The organism is Microcoleus sp. S13_C5 (assembly GCF_036700845.1).
In the GTDB taxonomy this organism is placed as follows: Bacteria; Cyanobacteriota; Cyanobacteriia; order Cyanobacteriales; family Microcoleaceae; genus Microcoleus.
The window spans coordinates 34,554-59,299 of sequence record NZ_JAUBPR010000021.1 but is presented as its reverse complement, the minus strand read 5'-3'; the positions used below and the strand labels follow the sequence as shown (position 1 = coordinate 59,299).

Annotated in this window: 23 protein-coding genes; 12 read left to right on the top strand and 11 right to left on the bottom strand. The window is 44.5% G+C overall.

Annotated elements, in window-relative coordinates; all coding sequences use genetic code 11:
• Positions 1-112: 112 nt before the first annotated feature.
• The gene (locus QUA04_RS08735; protein WP_015176459.1) at positions 113-256 is read right to left on the bottom strand and encodes a chlorophyll a/b-binding protein; all 144 of its coding nucleotides are present in this window, start codon (positions 254-256) and stop codon (positions 113-115) included.
• A gap of 677 nt (positions 257-933) precedes the next feature.
• Between QUA04_RS08735 and QUA04_RS08730 the strand changes: the two genes are divergently transcribed.
• The 3 genes from QUA04_RS08730 to QUA04_RS08720 all read left to right on the top strand — a co-directional run bounded on the left by QUA04_RS08730 (position 934) and on the right by QUA04_RS08720 (position 3,295).
• Complete coding sequence (locus QUA04_RS08730) at positions 934-1,587, top strand: NYN domain-containing protein (RefSeq protein ID WP_333255763.1); 654 nt, start codon at positions 934-936, stop codon at positions 1,585-1,587.
• Between the two features lie 325 nt (positions 1,588-1,912).
• A complete protein-coding gene (gene rnc / locus QUA04_RS08725; protein WP_333255761.1) occupies positions 1,913-2,626 on the top strand; it encodes a ribonuclease III in 714 nt (237 codons plus the stop codon).
• A gap of 240 nt (positions 2,627-2,866) precedes the next feature.
• Complete coding sequence (locus QUA04_RS08720; RefSeq protein ID WP_333255759.1) at positions 2,867-3,295, top strand: DUF1824 family protein; 429 nt, start codon at positions 2,867-2,869, stop codon at positions 3,293-3,295.
• A 250-nt stretch (positions 3,296-3,545) separates the two neighbouring features.
• Here the strand turns inward: QUA04_RS08720 and glgA are convergent, their stop codons facing one another.
• The 4 genes from glgA to hemC all read right to left on the bottom strand — a co-directional run bounded on the left by glgA (position 3,546) and on the right by hemC (position 7,553).
• Positions 3,546-4,973, bottom strand: a complete 1,428-nt coding sequence (glgA, locus tag QUA04_RS08715; protein ID WP_333255757.1) for a glycogen synthase GlgA — start codon at positions 4,971-4,973, stop codon at positions 3,546-3,548.
• A 41-nt stretch (positions 4,974-5,014) separates the two neighbouring features.
• Positions 5,015-5,209 (bottom strand): hypothetical protein, encoded by a 195-nt coding sequence (locus QUA04_RS08710; RefSeq protein ID WP_333255755.1) that lies wholly within the window; start codon positions 5,207-5,209, stop codon positions 5,015-5,017.
• Between the two features lie 187 nt (positions 5,210-5,396).
• Positions 5,397-6,224 (bottom strand): S1C family serine protease, encoded by an 828-nt coding sequence (locus QUA04_RS08705; protein ID WP_333255753.1) that lies wholly within the window; start codon positions 6,222-6,224, stop codon positions 5,397-5,399.
• Positions 6,225-6,581: 357 nt separating this feature from the next.
• Complete coding sequence (hemC, locus tag QUA04_RS08700; protein WP_333255750.1) at positions 6,582-7,553, bottom strand: hydroxymethylbilane synthase; 972 nt, start codon at positions 7,551-7,553, stop codon at positions 6,582-6,584.
• A gap of 212 nt (positions 7,554-7,765) precedes the next feature.
• On the opposite strand from hemC, the gene QUA04_RS08695 reads away from it, so the two are divergent.
• On the top strand, positions 7,766-7,930 hold the full coding sequence (locus tag QUA04_RS08695) for a hypothetical protein (RefSeq protein WP_333255748.1): 165 nt from the start codon (positions 7,766-7,768) through the stop codon (positions 7,928-7,930).
• 187 nt (positions 7,931-8,117) lie between these two features.
• On the opposite strand, the gene QUA04_RS08690 is transcribed toward QUA04_RS08695, so the two are convergent.
• Both QUA04_RS08690 and QUA04_RS08685 read right to left on the bottom strand, forming a co-directional pair.
• Positions 8,118-9,122, bottom strand: coding sequence for a hypothetical protein (locus tag QUA04_RS08690; RefSeq protein ID WP_333255746.1), 1,005 nt, complete (start codon positions 9,120-9,122; stop codon positions 8,118-8,120).
• A gap of 145 nt (positions 9,123-9,267) precedes the next feature.
• Entirely contained in the window at positions 9,268-9,828 is a 561-nt protein-coding gene (locus QUA04_RS08685) for a hypothetical protein (protein WP_333255744.1), read from the bottom strand.
• 190 nt (positions 9,829-10,018) lie between these two features.
• On the opposite strand from QUA04_RS08685, the gene QUA04_RS08680 reads away from it, so the two are divergent.
• Both QUA04_RS08680 and QUA04_RS08675 read left to right on the top strand, forming a co-directional pair.
• Positions 10,019-11,104, top strand: a complete 1,086-nt coding sequence (locus QUA04_RS08680; RefSeq protein ID WP_333255742.1) for a T4 RnlA family RNA ligase — start codon at positions 10,019-10,021, stop codon at positions 11,102-11,104.
• 170 nt (positions 11,105-11,274) lie between these two features.
• Positions 11,275-12,123 (top strand): phosphatase domain-containing protein, encoded by an 849-nt coding sequence (locus QUA04_RS08675; RefSeq protein WP_333255740.1) that lies wholly within the window; start codon positions 11,275-11,277, stop codon positions 12,121-12,123.
• 226 nt (positions 12,124-12,349) lie between these two features.
• Here the strand turns inward: QUA04_RS08675 and QUA04_RS08670 are convergent, their stop codons facing one another.
• Together QUA04_RS08670 and QUA04_RS08665 are read right to left on the bottom strand one after the other, a co-directional pair.
• Complete coding sequence (locus tag QUA04_RS08670; protein WP_333255737.1) at positions 12,350-13,885, bottom strand: mercuric reductase; 1,536 nt, start codon at positions 13,883-13,885, stop codon at positions 12,350-12,352.
• Positions 13,886-13,901: 16 nt separating this feature from the next.
• Positions 13,902-14,633 (bottom strand): TVP38/TMEM64 family protein, encoded by a 732-nt coding sequence (locus QUA04_RS08665; protein WP_333255735.1) that lies wholly within the window; start codon positions 14,631-14,633, stop codon positions 13,902-13,904.
• Positions 14,634-14,719: 86 nt separating this feature from the next.
• Between QUA04_RS08665 and QUA04_RS08660 the strand changes: the two genes are divergently transcribed.
• Together QUA04_RS08660 and QUA04_RS08655 are read left to right on the top strand one after the other, a co-directional pair.
• Positions 14,720-15,748 (top strand): isochorismatase, encoded by a 1,029-nt coding sequence (locus tag QUA04_RS08660; RefSeq protein ID WP_333255733.1) that lies wholly within the window; start codon positions 14,720-14,722, stop codon positions 15,746-15,748.
• Between the two features lie 170 nt (positions 15,749-15,918).
• Positions 15,919-16,407: a hypothetical protein gene (locus QUA04_RS08655; RefSeq protein ID WP_333255731.1), complete on the top strand. Its 489-nt coding sequence runs from the start codon at positions 15,919-15,921 to the stop codon at positions 16,405-16,407.
• 235 nt (positions 16,408-16,642) lie between these two features.
• On the opposite strand, the gene QUA04_RS08650 is transcribed toward QUA04_RS08655, so the two are convergent.
• Positions 16,643-17,665: a cysteine peptidase family C39 domain-containing protein gene (locus QUA04_RS08650; RefSeq protein WP_333255729.1), complete on the bottom strand. Its 1,023-nt coding sequence runs from the start codon at positions 17,663-17,665 to the stop codon at positions 16,643-16,645.
• 545 nt (positions 17,666-18,210) lie between these two features.
• On the opposite strand from QUA04_RS08650, the gene QUA04_RS08645 reads away from it, so the two are divergent.
• Positions 18,211-19,569, top strand: coding sequence for a CHASE3 domain-containing protein (locus tag QUA04_RS08645; RefSeq protein ID WP_333255726.1), 1,359 nt, complete (start codon positions 18,211-18,213; stop codon positions 19,567-19,569).
• Between the two features lie 259 nt (positions 19,570-19,828).
• Complete coding sequence (locus tag QUA04_RS08640; protein ID WP_333255724.1) at positions 19,829-20,002, top strand: cation transporting ATPase C-terminal domain-containing protein; 174 nt, start codon at positions 19,829-19,831, stop codon at positions 20,000-20,002.
• A gap of 92 nt (positions 20,003-20,094) precedes the next feature.
• Here the strand turns inward: QUA04_RS08640 and QUA04_RS08635 are convergent, their stop codons facing one another.
• A complete protein-coding gene (locus tag QUA04_RS08635) occupies positions 20,095-21,630 on the bottom strand; it encodes a leucine-rich repeat domain-containing protein (protein WP_333255722.1) in 1,536 nt (511 codons plus the stop codon).
• Between the two features lie 695 nt (positions 21,631-22,325).
• Between QUA04_RS08635 and QUA04_RS08630 the strand changes: the two genes are divergently transcribed.
• Complete coding sequence (locus QUA04_RS08630; RefSeq protein WP_333255720.1) at positions 22,326-23,726, top strand: CmpA/NrtA family ABC transporter substrate-binding protein; 1,401 nt, start codon at positions 22,326-22,328, stop codon at positions 23,724-23,726.
• Positions 23,727-23,790: 64 nt separating this feature from the next.
• Positions 23,791-24,636 carry a nitrate ABC transporter permease gene (ntrB, locus tag QUA04_RS08625; protein ID WP_333255718.1) on the top strand — a complete coding sequence of 282 codons (846 nt, stop codon included), beginning with the start codon at positions 23,791-23,793 and terminating at the stop codon, positions 24,634-24,636.
• Positions 24,637-24,746 lie beyond the last annotated feature (110 nt).

The following is a 24,746-nucleotide window of genomic DNA, read 5'->3' as shown; positions in this document are numbered from 1 at the left end:
CAAAAGCCCCTTCCGTGTGAAGTGAAGGGGACTTATTAGCGGGGGGCTTTTGCATTTGTGATGGGGTCGGATCGCCCGACTGAATTTCAGCTTTTGTATGCAGTTAAGCTGATTACATCAAACCGATTTGAGAGAGAATGCCTTGACCGGTGAGGAATTCGGTAGCTAGGCCGATAACGAAGCCCAACATTGCCAAACGGCCGTTCCAGGTTTCAGCAAACTCAGTGAAGCCAACTTTTGCGTCTTTGTTTTCCATGACCAGAAACCTCGTTTAATTTCAACCTTATGTAACTAAACTTAACACAGCAATAGAAACTTTGCAACATATTTTTACATTTACTGTTCCAATGCCGGAGATAAGCGGGATGGGCCCGCAGGGAGAGGGGCTCGCGGGGAGATGAGGAGAGGGTTTTTATTGGGGGACGGGCGATCGGGTAAAGTGTATCCGGGCGATCGGGGTCAAATTGGCGAAAACCTTGGTGAGATGTCTAAGGATGTAAGAAAATTATTTTGAGTGAATACTTGACATCCCATAATAAGAACGCTAGCCTAAAAGCACAGCTAAAACTAAATATCGCATTTAAAATCAAGGAATGTTGATTGAGTCGTCTTAGCTACACGGTTTATACAACTGGGGCAAGTTTCTAGCACCCCGTTGAGCGGAATGTGAGTCGAATGTCGTTTTAACAAGTTGATACAAGTTTGAGAAAATCGAAACATTATCGAGTTCCATTTCCCTTCGCGGAATGTGAGTCTAATGTCGTTTTAACAACTTGAGACAAGCTTGACAAAATCGAAACATTATTGAGTTCCATTTCCCTTCAACGGGCTGCTACTAAGCTCGTTCCCGTTCTGTAAACCCTGTAGCTAAGACGCTAATCAAATCCCTACAAAATCAAAGTGTTTTGTGGTAACAGATTGTCTTGCGCGGAGATGTTCATTTTTGAGCAAACCCATAGACAAAACTCCCTTAATGCTAGATGCGCGATATGTCGAGGCTGTCCAGTCAACCTCTTTGTAGGACATTATCCAATGACGGACAATCATTCAGCAATTGGCAAACAACAAAGCCAGTCTCAGCGAGGTGCTATGTTTTGGGATACTCAGAACGTCCACTTAAACCAAAATCAAGCTGAATTACTGCTTGCTTTTGCCCAATCAAAAGGACGTTTAGAACTGCCTAAAATTTACTATAACCCGCAGCACAAAAATCAAGTTAACGACAAAAATCGGCTAGGAAAGCTTGGTTGTCCAGGCGTTGTTGTCGATTCAGGCGAAAACAGTCTAGATAAACAATTGGTGTTTGACTGTATCAAACGAGTGGCAATGAAGCCTTCTCTGGACATAATTATCCTAGTCTTAGGAGATCGGGACTTTGCAGGTTTAATCACCGTTTTGAAGGCTTTGGGTATAACAGTCATCGTTTTTGCACGCCGCAAAAGTGCAAGCCAAAAACTGATTAACCTTGTTGGTGAGGATAACTTTCATAATGTAGACGAATTGTCTAGTTTATGTGCAGGATTGAAACCGTCACAACTTGAAAATCCAAAAAAGTTATCAATAGAAGCAGATAAATTATCTGCTTGAAGCAACACAGTCCGCCAGGGAATGAATTCCCAGTCTAATAGCTAAAGTCGGTTAAAACCGACTGACTGAAAGTTGAAAAACACAGTCTTCAGTCGTCTTAAGACGACTTTAGCTATGAGGCAGGGGTTTTAACCCCTAGCGGACGGACGGACTAATGGGCTAATAGTAGAACTGCCAAATATCAGTTAAAGATTACCTTGCCGCAGATAGCAAAAATCCAGTTTATTTGATAAACTAGATTCTCCCAACCTACCGCTATCTGCGGCTCTTTCATGTCCACATAATAACACCCAACTCCAAAAACAATAACCATTACAAAACTCCCATGCCATTAACTAATCCAACACAAGAACTCAAAATTACCCTTCCCGAATTCAAAAATGAAAAATTGCTGCGCCAAGCCCTCACCCACCGTTCCTACGTCAACGAAAACCCCACATTCCGCGAAGAAGACAACGAACGCTTAGAATTTCTCGGCGATGCTTTGCTGACTTTTCTCAGCGGCGAATATCTCTATCAGCGTCACCCAGAAATGGGAGAAGACCAACTGACTCGCCGACGTTCTGCATTAGTAGATGAAAAACAATTAGCCAGATTTGCTACTGAAATAGGTTTAGACTTAAAAATGCGGCTCGGAAAAGGAGCTTATCGAGAAGGTGGGATTACTAATCCAAATTTGCTCAGCAGCACTTTTGAAGCATTTATTGGCGCTTACTATCTCGACACGCAAGACATGGACAAAGTTCGCAACTTTGTGCAACAAATGTTTGATTCTGTTCCCGAAAATGTTGTGGAAACTCGATCGACTGTAGACTCAAAAAATCGCTTTCAGGAATGGGTACAAGCCAACGGTGACACGACTCCACCCAAATACGTGACAGTCCAAGCAGGAGGCACACCCCACAAGCCGGAATTTCTCGCTAAAGTTTATGTTGCAGAGAAACTTTATGGAGAAGGTAAAGGCAAAAGCAAAAAAGATGCTGAGAAAAATGCGGCTGAAGATGCCCTAGCAAAGCTGAAAAAACGCGGACTGATCTAAACTTGAAAACATTGGTAAAAACTACTAGCTTTTTTGTGCGATACGGGCGTTAGCGTTAGCGAAGCGATCCGAAGGAAAGCGCTCGAAGACGATCGCCCGAATTGATTGCCAGAGCACACAATCGGCTATAATCAGGACTTGGGCAAGTGTTACCGCCGTCGATCGAGGGTTGTAATGGCAGAAATTCGTTGACGAGTAGCCGAGTGTCGATCGTAATTTTGGGAAATATCAGAGCAATTCATGTCTACTCACAACCCGACTACCCTAACTGTTGAAGAAGCACAGCAAATCCTCAAAGATTTCACTTGTCTGGATATGCAATCTGTAGCATCGCCGCTGGAAAAACAGGCACTCCGTCAAGCGATTTTGCTGGTAGCAAGTTTGTCGGATTATCAAATGTTGGGAGTGTGCGCTTCTTCGACGGATGAGGGGTTTTTAGCTTTAGAAGCTTATTTAAAAGCTTTGGGATATCAAGCTGTTTTAGATCCCAATGCTGTCTCGACCTTTGCTGGTTCGGTTTATATTAAGTTCAATACTTTGAAGGGGTCGTATTATGTTGACGGCTATCCTGGAACTTACCGGGGCGTTTTGGTATCGTGTCAATCTTCCTTAGAAGGTGGAGTTAGTGGCACTTACGGTCATTTACCTCTCGATTTATTTGTTGATTAATTTGTCAGTAGTCAGTAGTCAGTAGTCAGTAGTCAGTAGTCAGTCGATCGATTAAATTGAATCAAAAACCGACTGAAAGCATCCAGGATACAAGCCCCCGAATTTATCCGTGGCGTCAATGCTTCAATCTAAAATCTAAAATCTAAAATCTAAAATCGATTGACTGACTGCTGACTAAGCTTTCGGGTGCGTCAGCCGATCGCCCTTCGATTCAGTCGAATCAAACACCGACTGACGCACCTTACTAAGATTAACCCTTACCAACGATCAATTCTGGCTCTTGTTCCGGTGCGATTCCTTCGGGTGGCAGTCCCAAAATATCGCTGTACAAGTTAACGTATTTCCGGGCCGAAATATCCCAGCTAAAATCTTCTCTCATGCCGCGCTGTTGCAGTTCTCTCCACTTATCTTTGTAGCGGAAACCTTCCCAAGTTCTGATCATGCAGGTGAACAAGTCGAGGGGTTCGTAGCGATCGAAACAGTAACCTGTACCGGTATTGTCGATCGGGTTGTTGTGGGAAACGGTATCGACTAAACCGCCGGTGCGGCGAACCATTGGCACGCACCCGTAGCGGAGGGCGAGCATTTGGCTGATGCCGCAGGGCTCGAAACGGCTGGGCATCAGGAAGCTGTCGCAGCCTGCGTAAACGCGCCGAGAGAGGGCCTCGTTGTAAAGTAGTTGGGTGGACATCCTACCGGGATAGCGGGCTGTCATTTGCCAGAGTTGGGTTTCGTAGTAGCGATCGCCCGTTCCGAGTACAATAAATTGAGAGTCGGTATAGGCCATGAACAGATCGAGCATTTGAATTATCAAATCTAATCCCTTCTGTTCTACCAGCCGCGTCACCATGCCGATCAAAAAAGCATTTTTATTCACTTCCAAACCGACTTCTTCTTGCAGCGCAATTTTATTAGCGGGGCGCTTTTCAATAGTATCAACACTAAATTGTTGATGGAGGTACTTGTCAGTGGCGGGGTTGTAAGATTCTGTATCAATTCCGTTCAAAATGCCCGATACTTTGCCACCGATGTAAGACAGCAGGCCTTCCAAACTTTCCCCATAAGCTGGGGTTTTGATTTGCTCGGCGTAAGTGGGTGAAACTGTATTTACTCGATCGGCAAACTGTACTGCGGCAGCCATTGTATTGTGACCTTGCATATACCAAGGACACCAAGTCATCTGCTCCAAACGCCAGCGCCACGGCCCTTGATAAGCTAAATTGTGAATAGTAAAAACCGTGCTGATATCGGGGTCTTGGCTCATCCAAACAGGTATCATCCCCGTATGCCAGTCGTGACAGTGGATAATTTGGGGTTTCCAATGATTCCAGGCAAATTCAGCCGCAGCATTGGCAAAGAAAGTGAACCTCCAATCTTCATCTAAACCGCCATAAACGCGGCGTGGCAAGAAAGATGGATGTTGTAATAAGTATAAAGGTACATCGGTTCCCGGCAAAACAGTTTCAAACACCGAGAAGCTTTGGAACATGGCAGACCCATCCCAAACAGGTTTTTTGGGAACGTCCATTTTGTCGGGAACGAAACCGTAGTAGGGCATGAAGATGCGGACATCGTGGCCCATGCGCCGCAGAAATTTCGGCAAAGCGCCGACGACATCGCCCATACCGCCCACTTTGGCGAGGGGTGCTGCTTCAGCGGATACAAATAAAATACGCATTATTTTTTTGTGTTCCTTGAGATTGTTACTCTAGATTAAGTTTAAATGGCGAGTGCCACAATATTAACGCGCCTTCCAAAAACAAGTATAAATCTGAGTTGCTGTAGCGATCGCAGTTTACTCAAGAATGCGATCGCCCTTTTTCCATCCGCGTCGCTGTGCGGTGAACAAAAGAGCGATCGCCCGGACTCCCCTCCCGTGACAATTCTCACGATATAATCAAATTTATATGTCACTTTCTGATTGACGGTAAACATCAAAAATGGTAGAATTTTGATAACCTTTACGCATTAGTAAAACTGAACGCAAAGCCATCAGTAGGTAATTCAGTATGTATGTAATTAAGGAAATAGCGATCGCCTTTTCTATCCTCTCTCAAAAAAAGGGCGATCGCCCCAATGACATATTACGGACAACTCCCGACTAATTCTGAGAATTGTCCTCAAAAGTCTCCTCAAATCCCGCTAGAAAATCATCCAAAGCTTCAGAGGCGATCGCCAAATTAATATTATCAGCATCTTCCCATCCCCACGTATTCACCCCAACCACTTGACCTGCCATATTAATCAGTGGCCCGCCGGAATTTCCCGGATTAATCGCCGCATCAGTTTGCAACACCTTCACCTCAGCAACATCATCTTCTTCATCGTCGCCTTCTTCATATTCCTCGGGTTCGCGAATTGCACTCACAATACCTTGAGTTACAGTTGAAGCAAACTGCCCCAAAGGATTGCCCACAGCAATTACTCTATCTCCCACTTTCACATCAAAAGACAACTCTAGGGGAGAATATTCTTGGGGAGAGTCCACTTGTTCCCCTGTGTTCGGGTCGAAGGTAAAATCGCTAATTAAGAGTAATGCTAAATCTTCTTCGGCATTACCAGTAAACACCACCTCTGCCAATCTCAACTTTCCGTCGTGAGTTTCCACTAAAACCTGTTCGACTTCATCTTCTTCATAGAAGTAATCTTCATCGGCAATATCTTCTACCACGTGATAGTTCGTGACAATTATGTCCGGCGATACAAAGAACCCGCTTCCTGAAGAAATCTCTTCTTCTGTATCCCAATCCATGACGTAAATTGAAACTAAGGAAGGCAAGACTTGCTCGACTACATCCGAAAAACTTCCTGCTTGAGTTTTGAACTCTTTCAATTGCTTCTGCAAAGCTAGTTGGTCTGCCTGCATTTTGCTATAGAGTTGCTGAACCTTTTTCAATTCCAGCTTTAATTGAGTTTCTCTAGCGCTCATAGTGGGCCTTTACCTGAAATAAATTGCTGATTAATTTTGGATGTTTGATTGTAGATTGTGGATGGGGATGTTAAGAATTATAGGACTTACGAAAAAAAACCGGTTTTTACCATAAATCTTGGGCTATACAGCGAGACTTACATCAGAAACCGGGTTGCTTAACACCCGTGCGGAGCGTCCTAAATTAGTCAGATATTTTTGAAATCTATCGCGCAAGTCCTACTTAAAATCCCATCAAAAATCTACAATCAGACTGCTACTCTACCTGTTTTGCCGAAGCAAACCGCCTGTTATTTTTATTTTCCAAAAGGCGATAAATCGCGTCTAAAAGCATTGACAAAGAGATGCGGATCGGTTTTAGGAACCACGTTGAACTTGGACAAATATTTCCTCCAAAATTTCACTAGCTCCCTGTTGGCGCAAGCGGTGAGCAAGGTCAATTCCGATCATTTCAGCAGTCTCAGCGGCGCCGGAAACACTATCTTTGACGAATCGCTGGCCGTCGAGACTCGATACCATTCCGGTTAAGGTTAATTGACCGTTTTCTATTTTGGTATTGACGCCGATCGGCACTTGACAGCCGCCTTCTAATTCCCGCAGAAATGCGCGTTCGGCATAACATCTTTGGGCGGTTTCGGAGTGTTCGAGAGCTTTAATCACTGACATGATTTCTGTGTCTCCGGCGCGGCATTCGATGCCCAAAGCACCTTGTCCGACGGCGTGAAGGGAGATTTCAGCAGGGATAATTTGGTGGATGCGATCGCCCATTCCCAATCTTTCGAGGCCGGCAACTGCTAAAATAATCGCGTCGTAACCGCCCTCATCTAATTTAGCGAGTCTAGTATTGAGATTGCCGCGAATATCTTTAAATTCAAAATGAGGGAAATGATGCCGAAGTTGAGCCAGCCGCCGCAGAGAAGAAGTCCCGATTACTGAACCTTCTGGGAGGGTGTCGAGTTGCTTGTCTTTGTGCTTGGAGTGAACTACCAAGGCGTCAGCGGGATTTTCCCGTTCGGTGACGCATCCTAAAATTAAACCTTCGGGCAAATTGGTAGGCAAATCTTTGAGGGAATGAACGGCAAAGTCCGTTTCATTGTTAATCATTCCCGTTTCTAATTCTTTGGTAAAAAGTCCTTTATCGCCAATTTTAGCGAGGGCGACATCAAGAATTATGTCCCCTTGGGTGGACATGGTGTGGACTTCAAAAGTGTGTTCCGGGAAGTGTTTCTGTAGCTGTTCTTGCACCCAGTGGGTTTGCACGAGAGCGAGTTGGCTTTTGCGGGAACCGATGCGAACGGTTCGGGAAGGGGCAGATGTGGTTGGGGACATAAGATCGATCGGAGGATAGCTTGAAATCAGCCAATATATTCACCTGATCTAGCGTACCGCAGGTGGGGACTTTAATTGCTGGTTGGGATAATTCGGGCGATAAAATAGAAATACCAGGTTTTGACCGCCTGTTGGAAAAAAAGACGCAACGGTAGGCAAGCTCCAAACCTTTACATAATAAGCCCTTGCCAATCAAAAATCAAAAATCAAAAATGGTAGGACTGCCACTAGCAGTGATTCTGGATGATGTTTCCCATCCAGCATTGCGCGTCGCTGGCATGGGGGCGATCGACATTCTGAAGCAAAGGCTGCAGGCTATGTATGATTTACCTGGGGTCGAGCCGGATGAAGCTGGTGGGCATGAGGAGTTAGCTTAGATGCAGCGAGAAAGAATTAGCTCAAAAGTTGCGAGATTTGGGCAGAGAAATGTAGTAGCGAGGGGAAAAGGGCGATCGTATTTATTTGTAGCAGCTTCGGTGACCAAAGGGCGATTCCCTACCCTTCGGGAACTCCTGCGGGAAAATAGCTTCGCTCGCGCGTACCTTTTCCATTTGCCAGCAAAATTTAACGTTGCCCTGCTTGAAGTGCAGAATTTGCTATCTCGACAACTTCTTGCTGCCGTGCGTTTTTCCTTGTGACTCGGTACAGCACCCCTAGCCTTTGCCACTCAACAAAAGCAGTGCAGTAAGCACCGCAATTATTGAAATAAATCCCCCTGAATCCGCCCGCCAATTCAACGCTTCTGTAAGTATCCTGCGGCAATTGCGAAGGAGGCGAAAATGGTTCATTTTTTTTAGCTTCGATTGTGCCGAAATAACAGGCTCCCGCACGGCATCCTTTGCCTAAATACATTCCCACAATGTAACCGTGGGCACCTGCTTGCACATCAAAATCAAGTTGCTGAATGTCAGATAAAGGAAGTCTACTCGGAAGAAAAACAGGCACTCGCGTTTTGCCTTTGATTTGCCTAAAAATGTCCCTCGCAGGAAAACGACTGTTAGCTTGGTTTGCACCTGAATTATCGGGGATTGGGGGGAACTTTTGCACAAAATTCCTCCACTGCACCACTCTATTTTTAGCAATGTTTAAAGTGGGAATAGAGTATTTTTCTAGCGCAAAAGAAGGGCGACCATTTTTCATGTTGAAGCTGCGGCGAATCACTGTAATTTCTGGTTTTCCTAACCCGTAAGCTGTGGCTATGGAACGGGCGAGATTGCAGCTAATTTTGAAGCGTCCCATCTCAATACTGCCATTTTCCGCTTGATAAGACCAATTGTAACCCTCAGAAGCACGATCGCGATCGCACAGAAAATGAGAAATCTCAAACATCTTGGCAATATGAACATCGTACAACCGCAACTTACCGCCGTTGGCAGATTTTGCAGTATTGCGATCGGGTACAATAAATTGTATCGGTTGCCAGCTATCTTCAGGGGAATAATTAAACCAGCGGATTTCTGTAATCGGGAGTTCAGTCCTTGCTAATGCTGAGTTTGGTGTCAAAGGTGCGATCGTAAAAGCAGTCACCACACCAGCAAAAATCGCCGCAAATAGCCATCTTCCCCTCATCCTGATTTCCCCCTAAGTAGGTAAGCGCAAAAAAATATAGCATCTTGTAAGAGGCGAGTGCGAGTTAAGATATATCATACAATAACGGTAGGGTGCGCCCTTACGCACCCTACATATAGAAGTTGTGCCTCCCAGACTGCAAAACTTAACGCTTCCCAGCTTGAATAGCAGAATTTCCTATTAAAATTAAATCAGATTCTCGTCCGTTCTTAATGGCGACGGTATACATAAAACCCTGAGTTTTCCACTGAAGAGTTGCTGTGCAGTAAGCCCCGCAACCGTTATGATAAACTCCTTTCACTCCGCCCGCAAGTTTGACATTTTTTAACGTCTTAGTTACCCCTTCTAGTTTTGTAGTAAACTCCCCGCCTTTTTGACCTATAATTGACCCAAAAGAGCAAACTGTCGTACCGCCGCAATCGGGTTTAAACTCGATTGAAATACTATAGCTGTTTGCTTGTGCTGTAGTTGGATAGTACATTTTTCCCGAAAGCGGAATCCTGCTGGGAATAAAAATAGGCACTTGCGTTTTGCCTTTTAACTTTTGCAAAATTTGATTTACCGGAACCGCAGTGCCTCCTTGAGCAATTTGTGTTGTTCCCGATTGTCGCTGCGACAATTGCGAAGAGCCAAAAACAACCGAGGGAGGTACTAAAGCAGTCAATACACAAGCAGAAGTAGCCAAAAGTAATAATTTCTTCTTCACGGTCTTTTCCCTTAATATTCCAATAGTTTAGTTGGGCGGCGAACCGCATTCACGTATGTACAACCATAATTCAAAATACCAAATTAACACTCGCTTTTCCGGGAAAAATGTTTTTTGACTATCTTGACAAGGTTGGCAGAATATGAAGTCATCTATAATATAGAGAAAGCGAGCAATTTAGGAGTCGATCGTGGAACTGCAAGAGTATTTGCGCCAGCACGGATTGGAAACTTTGTCCGAAACTTATCATATCAAAGTTACCCGCCACCGCCAATATCCCGATTTAGTCTGTCTGAAATACTCCCAGATAGAATCTCCTCTAGGCGAAAAGATAGTCCAGCAGTGCCGAGGCATTATTTTAGATTCATCTCAAAATTGGCAGATAGTTTCTTATCCCTACGACAAATTTTTTAATTACGGAGAAATTCACGCCGCTGCAATTGATTGGAGAAATGCCAAAGTTTATCAAAAACTAGACGGTTCTCTGACTGTAATGTATTTTTATAAAGGAGAATGGAGAGTGCAATCTAGTGGCACTCCCGACGCCGCCGGCGAAGTTAATGGTTTTGGGTTCAGCTTTGCGGAACTTTTTTGGAAAGTCTGGCAAGAATTGGGATATCAATTGCCACAAGAAACCGACCAGTGTTTTATATTTGAGTTGATGACGCCTTACAATAGAATAGTTGTCCAGCAACAAAACAATCAAATCGTGCTGCACGGGGTTCGCAACACTCAAACTCTGCTAGAAACAGACCCGAGTATTTGGGCAAATAAATACGGCTGGGAGTTAGTAGCATCCTATCCTTTAACTAGCTGGAAAGAAGTGGTGGAAGCGGCTCAACATTTAGATCCGATGGATTCGGAAGGGTATATTATCTGCGACGCTAACTTCAACCGAGTTAAAGTTAAGTCTCCGCAATATGTCGCGATTTCCCATCTGCGCGAAGGGTTTTCTACCCGCCGGATGATAGAAATTGTTTTGACTAATGAAGGAGAAGAGTTTTTAGCTTATTTTCCTGAATGGATTGGGTTGTATCAAAAAGTTAAGGATAAATATGAATTGTTAGTTCAAGAAATCGAGGAGGTTTACCGACAGCACGAACATATTGAAGTTCAGAAAGATTTTGCGTTAGCTGTAAAACATTTGCCGTATTCTGGGATTTTGTTTTCTTTGCGGGCTCGCAGAGTTGCGGGAGTGAAAGAAGCTCTCCGCGATGTTAATATGTATAAAATAGAGGAGCTATTGGGTTTAGATTACATCCATCTAGGTTTGTAGTAACGACTACAGTCCTTTCTTGAATGAGGACTTTAGTCGTCACTACTAGCGAAGATTAACATTATATTTTAGGTGGCAGAAGAAAGAAATGCACCTAATTAAACCTAAGATACAGCTAAAAAGCTTGCTGTACGAGCATTCTTCCTTCATCCTTCTTCTTTCTAATTACCATGAAAAGAGTTATTGTACTTGTCGGTTTACCTGCTTCGGGAAAATCTCAATTTGCTAGGGAATTGCTGCTGTCTGAACCTGCAAAGTGGGTGCGTAGCAATAAAGATTTGCTCAGAGAAATGGCTCACGCTTCTCATTGGTCGCCGGCAAATGAAAAGTTTATTTTGCAGTTGAGAGATACGATTATTTTGATGGCTTTGGAAAGCGGCAAGCACGTCATTGTTGATGATACTAATTTTGGGTCTCACATCGAGCATATCAAACAGTTGGTAAAAGGTAAAGCCATCGTCGAAGTTAATGATTCTTTCCTACAAGTTCCGGTTGAGGAATGTATTAAACGGGATTTGAAAAGGCTTAATTCTGTGGGCAAAGATGTGATCATGAAGATGTACAATAAGTACGTGCGGGTTCCCGTTGCTCCGCCGGAATATAACCCGGATTTGCCGGATGCAATTATTGTTGATATGGACGGTACATTAGCGCTTCTCAATGGCAGAAATCCTTTTGATGCTTCGACGTGCGATCGCGATTTGCCCAATCCGCCAGTTTTAGATACCGTTCGCAAGTGGCAGTCCAGCGCCCATATTATTGTAGTGTCGGGCCGCACAGATGATTGTCAGCCTCAAACTGAAAAATGGTTGCAGCAGTACGAGGTTAATTATGCGGCTCTTTATATGCGGAAAACCGGAGATATGAGGAAGGATGCGATTATGAAGGAAGAATTTTATCGGCAGCATATTGCAGGGAAATATAATGTTAAATTTGTTTTGGACGATCGCCAGCAAGTTGTTGATATGTGGAGATGCTTGGGATTGACGGTATTCCAAGTAGATGAAGGGGATTTTTAATGCCGGGTTTGTTGGCGCAGGCGCTCTCCTAACTCCTAATGCTAAAATCAAAGTAACCCGGAATTGCTCTAATTCATCTGCGTTAAGCGGTGTTAATCTGCCTATATCTGCGGTAAAAAAGAGAGAATGTATTAACCGCAGATAGCAAGGGATTGAGGCTGATTCGCGCAGAGGTCGAGAATAGAGATAGGAATAATTCCGATTAAACAAATTTGAGATTATTTACTTATCGCGTCCAAGCCAGCCAGCGATTAAACAAATTTTTCACAAACGGCGTCAAACGAGTGCGATTGTAAGCATCTCCGGCTTTCCGAATTGCATCAGCTTGTGTCGGATACGGGTGAATTGTGCTAGCAATCTTTCCTAAACCAATATTGTTAACCATTGCCAAAGTAATCTCGCTGATCATATCCCCAGCGTGGCGCGCTACAATAGTTGCACCTAATATTTTATCGCTGCCTTTCTTGACGTGAATTTTCACAAATCCTTCCTCTTCGCCGTCAATAATTGCCCGATCGACTTGACTGAAAGGAATTAAAAATGTATCGATATCAATGTCTTTTTCCTTAGCCTCGCGATCGCCCAATCCGACACGCGCAATTTCTGGGTTAGTGTAAGTACACCAAGGTATCGTCAAAGCGCTGAGCTTTTTGCGCCCGAAAAATAGAGTGTTTTGAATTACCATTCTCGCGGCAAAATCAGCAGCATGAGTAAATTTATGTTTCATGCAAATATCGCCGGCGGCATAAATGCGGGGATTAGTAGTTTGCAAATTTTCGTTGACAAATACACCCGTGTGTGTATCGTATTCAACGCCGATCGCCTCCAGATTCAATCCTTCGACGTTGGGCGATCGCCCTGTACTCACAATAATTTCATCTACTGTTACCGATGCTTCCTTACCTTGACATTTATAATAAATTACTTTGCCTGCATTGGTTTTCTCAACGCGCTCAATTTGGGATTCTAGTATTAGTTGAATTTCTTCGCGTACAAAAGCCTCCTGCACGATTTTAGCAGCATCCGCATCTTCCTTATCTAAAATCTGAGCATTTTTGTGCAGCAATACGACTTCCGATCCCAGCCGCCGAAAGGCTTGAGCCAATTCGCAGCCGATCGGCCCTGCGCCAATTACTGCCAAACGTTGAGGTCTTTCTGTCAGGTTAAAGACAGTTTCATTTGTCAAATATCCAGCTTCTTGTAAACCGGGAATTTGTGGTTGTAGCGCCCTTGCACCTGTGGCAATTACTGCTTTTTTAAAGCGCAGAGTTAGACCTGCAACTTCTACTGTATTATTGCTAGTAAAACGACCTGAACCTAAGAAAACATCGACTCCTAATTTGTGCTGGTAGCGTTGAACAGAATCAACATCGCTGATTTCCGCCCTGATGCGGCGCAGCCGTTCCATCACAGCGGCAAAATCCACTTCTACACTGTCAGAAACATTAACACCAAATTTATTTGCTTCCCAGATATCGCCAACCGTGCGAGACGATCGAATTAAAGCTTTTGACGGCACGCAACCGACATTCAAACAGTCGCCGCCCATTAAATGTTTTTCAATTAAAGCAACTTTCGCGCCCAAACCTGCGGCACCGGCAGCCACAATTAATCCAGCGGGCCCCGCGCCAATTACTACTAAATTATAAGAACTAGCCGGCTGCGGATTTACCCAATCGGGCGGATGCAAATAGGAGACTAATTTCTGGTTGTGTTCGTCCATCGGGGGGACAGTTACGCGATCGACTTTTGACTGCGACATTGGCAAATCCTGCTAATTAAATACTTTCATCCAAAGCTTTGCGGGCAATCCGAGTGATATAGACAGTAACAGCGACCGTAGCACTAAAACTGATGATATTAATCAACCATTTTGCAGCTTCTGCTTGCGGATTGACAGGCTGATTAACCGTGCATATCGCAGCAATATCCCCTACCAAAGAACCGCAGTAAACATACAAGATTGTTGCCGGAATCATGCCGAAGGAACCTAGCACATAATCTTTCAAAGAAACCTGAGTAATCCCTAAAGCGTAATTTAATAAATTAAACGGAAATAAAGGACAGAGACGAGTCAAAAAAACTATTTTTAATCCTTCTTGGGAAACTGCGCGATCGAGAGCTTTAAACTTAGGATGAGCTTCCATGTATTTTACCACGCGATCGCGCGACAAGTATCGCCCGATCAGAAAAGCAAACGTAGCACCTAAACTTGCCGCGACAAACACGTAAACCGAACCCCACCACAGACCAAAAATCACCCCCCCTCCCAGAGTTAAGACAGAACCTGGTATAAATAGTACAGTAGCTAGGTTGTAGGTGACAATAAAAGCTACTGGGCCCCAAGAGCCTAGATGCTCGATCCGCCTTAAGACATTTCTTAATAAATCTTGAACATAAAAAGACCTTGTTGCTAGAATTAAGATAGCAACTAAAGCTGCGATGGAAAAAAACAATAATATTCGTTGAAAACTTACGCTAGCAAAATCTTGAATTTGTTTGGTTGGCATGACTCACCCGCAAATAGCTCTCAGCATTATACTACTCTTCAATCTAAAATGTAAAATCCGATAGCTCACCCCCCAATAAATCAGCCATGACAGCACAAACCCAACTCCCAATCCCCGATCATTTCGACACCAAAAAAGTAGATCAAGTCTGGCGAGTTACCTACCAACAACGCGCCGCTGAAGCTAAACAATGGGCGAAAAAATACAGCATCCAGCCCGCCACCAGCGACACCAATCAGATTTGTTTGCTGATAATCGATGCCCAAAATACCTTTTGTTTGCCCGAATTTGAACTATTTGTTGGCGGGCGTTCCGGTAGCGGTGCAGTTGATGACAACCTGCGGCTGTGCGAATTTATTTACCGCAATTTAAATGCAATTACAACCATTGCGCCCACAATGGACACCCACACCGCCATGCAAATTTTTCATCCAATCTTTTGGATAAATGAAGCTGGCGAACACCCCCTCCCAGCCGCCACATCAATTACTTTAGAAGACGTGCAGCAAGGCATCTGGAAAGTCAATCCCACCGTCGCCGACAGCATCGCCAATGGTAACTATTCGGCACTGGAAAAACACGCACTCCACTACGTGCAGAAACTCAGCGACGAGGGCAAATATCCCCTGACAATTTGGCCGTATCACTCAATGCTGGGCGGCATCGGACACGCCCTGGTTTCCGCCGTGGAAGAAGCAATATTTTTTCACAGCATCGCCCGCAACAGCCAGGCACTTTTTGAAATCAAAGGCGGGAATCCGCTAACAGAAAACTATTCTGTTTTGCGGCCGGAAGTTTTAGATGGTTTCGACGGCAATCCGATTGCGACAAAAAATGCTAAGTTTATTGATAAATTGCTCGATTTTGATGCAGTAATTATTGCCGGACAAGCGAAAAGTCACTGCGTTGCTTGGACAATTGATGATTTGTTAACGGAAATTTTGGCGCGAGATCCGAATTTGGCAAAGAAGGTTTATTTGCTGGAAGATTGCACTTCGCCTGTGGTTGTTCCGGGTGTTGTTGATTTTACGGAACAAGCAGATGCAGCTTTTCAAAGATTTGGGGCGGCGGGAATGAATGTGGTTAAATCTACTCAGTTAATTCTTGGCGATTAAAGACGAGCGTTTTCTGTTGGGGTTTCCAGTACCAAAAAAGTATACACTATTAATCATAGGCGGTAAGTTTTGTGGGCTTGGTAGTCGGCTGCGATCGCATTTAACTGATTAGTTATGATATCATATCCGCTAAATCACTTACTAGAGAAGTGTAGTCAAGGAGTTTCCCGATGATTGAAAGCGAAATTTATAGTGTTGTTCTTTTTCGGGATGCGAGTGTGCCCGCAATTTCAAAACTCTCGGTGGCGATCGCCACGACTCTTCTGAGCACAGTTGTAACTGCAACCCAAGCCTACGCAGTTCCCGTCACCTACGATTTCACCATCACTGTTACCAAAGGCGGGTTAGCGGGCCATACATTCAACGGTTCTTTCAGCTACGATGATGCTAAGTTGAAGGGAACGGGAGTCGAAGAATTGGGAATTACTGACGGATTAACAACCTGCTTAAATTACCTGGGACGGACTTATCGCGAAACCGATGATACCAGTTATCCTACCTTTCCCACACTCAGATTTGAGGATGGCAAGATCACGCAACTAAACTTTTGGATTCAGCCGAATCAGCGAGTTAATTGGTGGAATTTACCTGGATGGGAAGTCAAGCTGTCTGAGCCTAAAAAGAGTGATTCAACTGTTCCTAATTGTCAAAAACAGTGATGCGTAGCCAACGTGCGATCGACCGTATAAATATAGGAGGAATTAGATGCAACTGCCTACGCTTACGGTAATTTCATGCAGCCACGCTACCAAGGTGCGATCGTCGCTCATCTGCTGGGGCGATCAAATCTTTGCGATCGCTATGAACGAATGACTCAAAGATTGTTAAAAAAAAACGCATGATTCCTATTTTCTGTCGGTCAAGAGGGCCTCTGCCCTTGATGATTTTTAATAACTATTTCCCATCCAATCGGGGGACTCCTTCCAAAAAAATACCGCTCAACATTAACTCAGTCATCCGGTCTAAGTTGCCGCTGATTTTTAATTTTTTATCTCTTTGGAAGCGCTCAATATCTGCTTTTAAATCGCCACTATTATATCCTAATTTACTCAAATAGTCAATAGCTTGCTTATTGCTTAACAAGATATCCGCAGACCGGAAAATCGGCACGTATTGATCGCGCCAAATGTAGGCAAAAGTTTCCCTATCTAAATAGAAAATCCTGCCCCGCGCCGGGTCTCCAATGGCAGCTACACTGTCATTCATTCCCAGCAAAGCGACCGCGTGGGGTAGCTTCCGAGGGCCGTCAAACAGCCAAACTGCTAGCACTCCGGGGCGATTAATTTGCTGAATTTGCTCCCAAGTTGGCGTTAGTTCGATCGCATTTACGCCCAAAGCTCTTGCTGCTATAATTAACTGCGGCATCGAAGTTCCCAAGCGACTCGTGCCGGCAAAACGCGCTACACTCGATTCCGTCGCATCGATTCCCCAACGCCTTAACACTGTTGCTAGGGCGGCGGGGGCGCAACTGCTGTTAGATGTTTGCCGAAATACACCGTTTGGCTGCAAATTATCTATTAAATCAGCGTAAATTGGTGCCATGAAATAGTTTTCAGCGCCTGTAAATCCTCCCACTCCCAACAAGCAAATTAAAATTACTGCGATTACTTGCGATCGCGCTGTCAACCAACTTATACTAAAGCCAATACCGCAGACTCCCATTAACATCACTCGTAGCAAAGTCCAAGTAACTCGCATCCCGTGAAAGCGCCACTCGATCGGCAAAACAGGCATTTGAGGCATATTTAGAGCCAGTAGCAGCAAGGCAATATAAAAACCCAAAAAAGCTAGGGCGATCGAATTTCTGCCCTTAAACAAATCGTTAGCCGTCACTCCAGAGCGAACTAACACTCGCCCGAACCGCATTCCCCAGACAAACAGCACCGAACCCAGCACCAGCGTCACAAATATTTCCATAAGTTCAGAATTTGATCGCTTAACTAGGTTGTAACATTTATGCGATCGACTTGAACCCCAATCAATAGTGGGAGAGAGGAAAAGTGGGGGAGATAATTTGACGATTTTTGGGTTTGGTTCCTGAATTTCCAGCTACAATCGAATAAACAGGATTTATCCAAAATGGAAGCAGGCAAAACAACCATCAATTCTAAAGACTTTGACCTGCATCGCTTGCTCGACATTAAGTTTTGGCAGATTTTTCTTGCTCAGTCCGAGTCAATGGTTGAGTTGGTAAAGTAAAGAAAGCAAAAAGAAGCGCTGGAAGTTTTTCCACGAAAAAAGGGGGATTAATTATGAATTACTATTAGGGATTAAATAACTACTTTGGTAAAAAATAGCAGGAAATTATTGACCCTGCAACTTACCTACAAAATTCAACAACAACTCAAGGAGTAGAAATTGAAATGTGGCAAAATGTTATTCGGCTTAGTAAAGTAGTTCCGCTGGGCTTTGGGTCCATTTTTTTGTTAATGATTAGCATCGGATTTGCCACTAAATTGAGTATGGATAATTTAGCCGAAGCTATTGAGTTGCAAACCCACACTTATGTAGTTAAAACAAATTTGCAAGCTATAGAAAAAGATTTATTGGATGCTGAAACAGGGCAGCGGGGGTTTATCTTTACTGGTAAGGAGGAATTTTTAGAACCTTATAAAAAGGGTATAGGAGCATTTTATAAAACAGTAAATGAGACAAAAGAGTTAATAAAAGATAACCCTGAACAAGTGAAAAATTTGGAGCAAGTAGAAAATTTTGGTCAGCAAAAACTAGATGAGTTAGCAGAAACTATATCCCTGAAAAGGGCTGGTAAAGAACCAGAGCTAAGAGCCTTGGTGATTTCAGGTAAAGGCAAGATATTTATGGATGAAATCAGGGATGAGCTGGCCCAAATGCTTAAGGTAGAAGATGCTTTACTGGTTCAACGAACAAAATTAGCAAAACAGTCGGAGCAATTAGCGACTATTGTTTCTATAGGAGGTACCGTTGTTGCTGTAGTATTGGGTTCATTTATTGTATTATTTATTTTTGATAAAATTATCCGACCAATCAATCAGGTAGCAAATACGATCGCCAGTTCTTCCACAGAAATTGCGGCCACAGTTGAACAGCAAGAACGCACAGCCGCACAGCAATCTAGCTCTGTAAATCAAACTACAATCACAATGGATGAGTTGGGCGCGGCTTCCCAACAATCAGCCCAGCAAGCCCAAGCTGGTGCGGAATCTGCACGGCAAGCTTTAAAGAGCACTGAAAAGGGAACCCTAGCAGTGGCGCAAACCCTGGAATCGATGACAATATTGAAAGAAAATGTCGGGGCAATGGCGGCACAAATTCTGCAATTGAGCGAACAAACCCATCAGATTGGGAATATCTCTACTGATGTCACCGATTTAGCCAATCAAACAAATATGCTGGCACTGAATGCCTCAGTAGAAGCAGTTCGGGCGGGCGAAAACGCCAAAGGTTTTACTGTCATAGCCACAGAAATCCGCAAATTAGCAGATAAAAGTAAGAAATCAGCCGAGAAGATTAACCGCCTTGTCTATGATATCAAGAATTCGATCAATTCCACCGTAACGGTGACAAATGAAGGTACTAAAACAGTAGAAGAAGGAACCAAAATTAGTCAAGAAACGGCAGCAGCTTTCTCGGAAGTAGCAAATGCTGTTAACAATGTGGTATTGAACAATCAACAAATTTCTCTAACTGCTCAACAACAAGCAGTTGCCATTCAACAAGTAGTGGAGGCGATGAACAGCCTCAACCTATCGGCAAAAGAAACCGCTAGTGGTATTACTCAAACCAAATTAGGCACTCAACAATTGAACGATGCAGCCCAAAATCTCAATTCAATTGTCTAATTGTCTAAAGGGCGCTCAGTCTTTTGGGCGAGCAGACTAGCAATTGATAGCATTGAGTCATGAGTTGATCTGGCAGCCCTCCCAGCTTGTCAAACCGCCGACATCCAAGTCAAAACGATCGCACGCGAGTGCATCGCCAAAGCCAGGGCGATCGAATTTCAGCCCTTAAATCAATTCTTAGTAGTAAAGGACGATCGAACTAACACCGCAATTAGCTTCATTCTCCCAGTCAACAGCGGAGAATCGATGACAATTCGGTGTGGGAATTGTCGTGGCGGTGATTTTGCAGATGATCTTTGCTAATTCTCCGTTTATCAATCGCATATTTGAGACGGCTCCGATGAATCTGGATCAGTGGCTGATTTGTTTCGGCGTAGCGCTACCCGCGATCGGTGTTGCTCTTTCGGTCAACCGTTTCGATCCGCCCAACTAATCGAATTTGTAGGTACAGCCATGAGTAATTTCAGATGTTCAGAAACCCGGTTTCTCTGTTTTACAGAGACTGTAAACTTTGAGCATTTAATTTCAGGGTTGCCACTCACAGATAGACTCTGGCTTGAGAGGGCAAGTTTTGGGAGTGATCGGATTTCCACTGAGGTTGAGCCCAGTCAGGTTAGTCAAAGATGCTAGCGGTTTAATGTCGCTGATTTGATTTTTGCTGAGTTCTAGCCAAGTCAGTTTAGTCAAAGATGCTAGCGGTTTGATGTCGCTGATTCGATTGTTTTTGAGATAGAACTCAGTCAGGTTAGTCAAAGATTGCAATGGTTTGATGTCGCTGATTTCAATGTCGCTGAGTTCGAGCCGAGTCAGTTTAGTCAAAGATTGCAATGGTTTGATGTCGCTGATTTGATTGTTTTCGAGGAAGAGCCAAGTCAGTTTAGTCAAAGATGCTAGCGGTTTAATGTCGCTGATTTGATTTTCGCTGAGGGAGATCTCAGTCAGGTTAGTCAAAGATTTTAGCGGTTTAATGTCGCTGATTTGATTGTTGTAGAGGTGGAGCTTCGTCAGGTTAGTCAAATATTCTAGCGGTTTAATGTCGCTGATTTGATTTTTGCCGAGGTTGAGTCCAGTCACCTTTGTGAAGGATACCAATGCTAGGAGCTCGTCGCTTTGACTGTCGCCCAGGCCGAGCCCAGTCAAGGATTCTAGCGGTTTGATGTCGCTGATTTGATTGTCGCCCAGGCCGAGCCCAGTCAGCTTAGTCAAAGATGCTAGCGGTTTGATGTCGCTGATTTGATTCTCGCTGAGGTTAAGCGAAGTCAGCTTAGTTAAAGATACTAGCGGTTTAATGTCGCTGATTTGATTGTCGCGGAGGGAGAGCTCTGTCAGTTTAGTCAAAGATGCTAGCGGTTTAATGTCGGTGATTTGACGGCCGCGGAGGGAGAGTTCAGTCAGGTTAGTCAAAGATTGTAAGGGTTTGATGTCGCTGATTGGATCGTTGTCGAGGACGGGTTCAGTCGGGTTAGTCAAGGATTCCAAGGGTTGGATGTCGCTGATTGGATTGTTTTTGGGGACGAACTCAGGCGCGGGGAATGCTGGCTCAGGCGCGGGGAATGCTGGTAAGTATATCGGTGGAAGGTAGTCGAGGGAGAGATGAGTCAGCTTAGTCAAAGATTCCAAAGGTTTAATGTCGCTGATTTGATTGAGGCCCAAGTCGAGATGAGTCAGGTTGGTCAAGGATTGCAATGGTTTGATGTCGCTGATACCATTGTTGATGAGGTCGAGTTTTATCAGGTTAGTCAAAGATGCCAGCGGCTTGATGTCGCTGATACCATTGGCGCCGAGGGAGAGATCCGTGAGAAGAGAAAGTTTCCGATCGGCCGCATCACACTCAGTAGTCTTAGCTTCCTTCAACAGCACCTCAACAGTATGTTTAGCTTCAGGACTCAAATCAGCTTTTTGGCGACACCAATCGGCAAATGTTCGTCTACTGTTGGACGATCGCGTTTCGGCGGCATCAGCAGATAGTCCACTTCCACATAATGCTAGGACGATTGCGCTACAAGTAATTGCGATCGACTTTTGTAAATTAATGTGTTTGTCTGCAACTATAAGTGTCATAATCTTGTACCTCTAATTTTCTGAACTTTAAAGTTTTAGGATTTAATATTTAGTTTGGTAAATCACTTACGATTAAGCGCCAATTTTAGTCCACCAATGAAAACCAGTTAACCCTTAGAAAACAGCATCATCGTAAAACAGTAATTATTTCTGTATCTTAAAATACAATTAACCGCCACTTTAAAAAGACTAGACATTAACAAAATAAATATGCCCCTGCGGCGATATTTGTCCCTTATTGATAATAAATTTGAATGACCCCCGATCGCCATTGGCTACAACCTTTACCTAGCAAGTCTTAATTTGAACCAGCTTTGATAATCAAACCAGAGCGCCCTTCCCAACGGCTCCTTATCGAGAGCGCCCTACTAAAAGATTTACTTATCAATTAAATTTAATAATTGTTTCATAATTTACGCAAGAGTACGGTAAGCTAATAACGAAGCCAAGAAAACGTGCGGCTCGCAAAAAGTGAGCTCACACAACTCGGCCGATCGAAATATCGATATTAATCAAAAAAGTCCAATCTGCAGGGATAGTTTAAAGACTTATGCTAGCTATAAATCTTTTGCTCCCTCCTGCCAACCTGCGCTCAAAACTGTTCGCTAAATTCCCTTAGCGAACAGAAAAAAAGCGCATTGATAAACTTCAGTGATGTCGTTACAGAAGATTACGAATTGCAGCGAGGCTAGACTATGACAAAATTTTCAGAGCAATTTTCTCGGCGTAAATTTATCGTTACAGCAGGTGCATCTGCTGTAAGTTCTATACTGCTCAAAGGGTGTTTGGGAAATCCCCCAGAACCCGGTGCTAGTGCTGGCGCAGGTGCTAGTGCTGGCGCAGGGACAGCACCCGCTGCTACCTCAGTAGTGGCTGTTGCCAACGAGAAAAGAGTCGAAGGAATTGAAAGCACTAAAATCACATTGGGATATATCCCGATCGTCGAAGCAGCACCTTTAATCATTGCCCAAGAAAAAGGCTTTTTTGCCAAATACGGCATGACTGAGGTAACAGTTGCCAAGCAAGCAAACTGGGGTTCGGCAAGAGATAACGTAGAAATCGGATCTGCAGGCGGCGGCATTGACGGCGGTCAGTGGCAAATGCCGATGCCTTATCAAATTAGTAAAGGTCTGATCACCAAAAACAGCGTCCAAATCCCGATGTATGTTCTAGCCCAGTTGAACACTCAAGGAAATGGAATCGCGATCGCCGGAAAACACAAAGGCAAAGGCATCGGGCTCAAACTAGACCAAGCGGCCCAAGACTACATGAAAGGCCTCAAAAAAGCAGGCACGCCCTTCAAAGCAGCCTACACCTTCCCCAAAGCCAACCAAGACTTTTGGATTCGCTACTGGCTAGCAGCTAACGGCATCGATCCCGACACAGAAGCCGAGTTGCTAACAGTACCGTCAGCTCAAACCGTAGCCAACATGAAAACCGGCAGCATGGACGGTTTCAGTACCGGCGACCCCTGGCCCCTGCGGATCGTTACTGAGGACATCGGCTTCATGTCCGCCCTCACGGCCCAAATCTGGAAAGATCACCCCGAAGAGTATCTAGCAATTCGTGGCGACTGGGTAGACAAACACCCCAAGGCCACAGAAGCCCTGCTAGCAGGACTAATTGAGGCACAGCAGTGGTGCGACAAGCCCGAACATCGAGCCGAATTGGTCGCCATTGTTTCTGGCAGAAACTACTTTGACGTACCTCCGGCAGTTTTGACACCTCCCTACCAGGGCAAGTACCTCATGGGTGACAGCCAACCACAGATCGACGATTTCAAGATGAGTCCGCTGTACTGGAAAGACGGCCTCGGCAACGTTTCCTATCCTTATAAGAGTCACGACTTGTGGTTCTTAACCGAAAGCGTGCGCTGGGGTTTCTTGCCAACAACAACCTTGGCAGATTCTAAGACAATCATCGATAAAGTCAACCGAGAAGATTTGTGGAAAGCCGCAGCAAAATTAGCCGGAGTTGCTGATGCTGATATTCCCACAAGTACGTCTCGCGGCATTGAGAAGTTCTTTGACGGCAAAGAATTTAATCCGGCTCAGCCAGAAGCTTACCTCAATAGTTTGGCAATTAAAAAAGCGTGATGGGGTCTTAGCTTCGCATAATTTAGTCTCGAAAAAAACAGCAGAAACATAGGAGATTATCAAGATGGCTGTCAGTACAAATCGGAGAGGCGGAGTCGATGTCCAAGGAGCATTTGGCGAATTTTGGAAGAAGAATTCCCCAAATATCTTGCCGCCAATTTTAGGAGTTTTGGGGTTTCTTTTTGTTTGGCAATTCTTGTCAAGTACGGGACTGATAAAACTGCCGGGGCCGATCAGCGTTTGGACTGACGAACGGACGCGAATTTTGTTGCTGTATCCTTTCATGAACTCCAAAACCTACGGAATTGGCTTATTTTGGCAGACTTTGGCGAGTTTGGAACGGGTGGCAAAAGGCTACACTCTCGCGGCCGTTGTGGGAATTGGTACGGGTGTTTTGGTAGGTACAAATCCTTTTCTAAACCGCGCTTTAGATCCGCTTTTTCAGTTTTTGCGGATGGTGGCACCTTTGGCTTGGGTGCCGATCGCCCTGGCTGCACTGCAACAAAACGAACCTGCTGCTTTGTTCGTGATTTTTATCACCGCAGTTTGGCCGATTTTGATCAACACCGCTGAAGGTGTCCGCCAAATTCCCGACGATTACAACAACGTAGCGAAAGTGCTGCAACTGACTCGGAAAGAGTATTATTTAAATATTTTGTTTCCGTCGGCACTTCCCTACATCTTCACGGGATTGAGAATTGCGATCGGGCTGGCTTGGCTGGCGATTATTGCAGCGGAAATTGTGATGTCGGGGATTGTTGGTATCGGCTTCTTTATTTGGAACGCTTACCAGCAAAACTACATCAGCGAAATTCTGTTAGCAGTGTTCTACATTGGGGCTGTTGGTTTGTTGCTAGATCGCATGATGGCTTGGTTGCAGCAAAAGATTGCTCCTTCTCAAGGAAAGTAGTTTTGAGTTACTTCTTTGGGGTCGGAAGAATTAGGATTATTTAACCGCTAAGACGAGTTAGCGAAGCGGCGCGTAAGCGCTAGGGCAAGAAGTAAGAAGAGGGAAGAAGT

Excerpts from the sequence above, each read along its gene's own strand:
- ntrB (WP_333255718.1), top strand. The coding sequence starts at position 23,791 with ATGGCTGTCAGTACAAATCGGAGAGGCGGAGTCGATGTCCAAGGAGCA.
- QUA04_RS08650 (WP_333255729.1), bottom strand. The coding sequence starts at position 17,665 with ATGGAAATATTTGTGACGCTGGTGCTGGGTTCGGTGCTGTTTGTCTGG.
- QUA04_RS08655 (WP_333255731.1), top strand. The coding sequence starts at position 15,919 with ATGATTGAAAGCGAAATTTATAGTGTTGTTCTTTTTCGGGATGCGAGT.
- hemC (WP_333255750.1), bottom strand. The coding sequence starts at position 7,553 with ATGTCCCCAACCACATCTGCCCCTTCCCGAACCGTTCGCATCGGTTCC.
- QUA04_RS08675 (WP_333255740.1), top strand. The coding sequence starts at position 11,275 with ATGAAAAGAGTTATTGTACTTGTCGGTTTACCTGCTTCGGGAAAATCT.
- glgA (WP_333255757.1), bottom strand. The coding sequence starts at position 4,973 with ATGCGTATTTTATTTGTATCCGCTGAAGCAGCACCCCTCGCCAAAGTG.
- QUA04_RS08660 (WP_333255733.1), top strand. The coding sequence starts at position 14,720 with ATGACAGCACAAACCCAACTCCCAATCCCCGATCATTTCGACACCAAA.
- QUA04_RS08695 (WP_333255748.1), top strand. The coding sequence starts at position 7,766 with ATGGTAGGACTGCCACTAGCAGTGATTCTGGATGATGTTTCCCATCCA.
- QUA04_RS08665 (WP_333255735.1), bottom strand. The coding sequence starts at position 14,633 with ATGCCAACCAAACAAATTCAAGATTTTGCTAGCGTAAGTTTTCAACGA.
- rnc (WP_333255761.1), top strand. The coding sequence starts at position 1,913 with ATGCCATTAACTAATCCAACACAAGAACTCAAAATTACCCTTCCCGAA.
- QUA04_RS08635 (WP_333255722.1), bottom strand. The coding sequence starts at position 21,630 with ATGACACTTATAGTTGCAGACAAACACATTAATTTACAAAAGTCGATC.
- QUA04_RS08705 (WP_333255753.1), bottom strand. The coding sequence starts at position 6,224 with ATGAGCGCTAGAGAAACTCAATTAAAGCTGGAATTGAAAAAGGTTCAG.
- QUA04_RS08730 (WP_333255763.1), top strand. The coding sequence starts at position 934 with ATGTTCATTTTTGAGCAAACCCATAGACAAAACTCCCTTAATGCTAGA.
- QUA04_RS08645 (WP_333255726.1), top strand. The coding sequence starts at position 18,211 with ATGGATAATTTAGCCGAAGCTATTGAGTTGCAAACCCACACTTATGTA.
- QUA04_RS08670 (WP_333255737.1), bottom strand. The coding sequence starts at position 13,885 with ATGTCGCAGTCAAAAGTCGATCGCGTAACTGTCCCCCCGATGGACGAA.
- QUA04_RS08630 (WP_333255720.1), top strand. The coding sequence starts at position 22,326 with ATGACAAAATTTTCAGAGCAATTTTCTCGGCGTAAATTTATCGTTACA.
- QUA04_RS08735 (WP_015176459.1), bottom strand. The coding sequence starts at position 256 with ATGGAAAACAAAGACGCAAAAGTTGGCTTCACTGAGTTTGCTGAAACC.
- QUA04_RS08720 (WP_333255759.1), top strand. The coding sequence starts at position 2,867 with ATGTCTACTCACAACCCGACTACCCTAACTGTTGAAGAAGCACAGCAA.
- QUA04_RS08690 (WP_333255746.1), bottom strand. The coding sequence starts at position 9,122 with ATGAGGGGAAGATGGCTATTTGCGGCGATTTTTGCTGGTGTGGTGACT.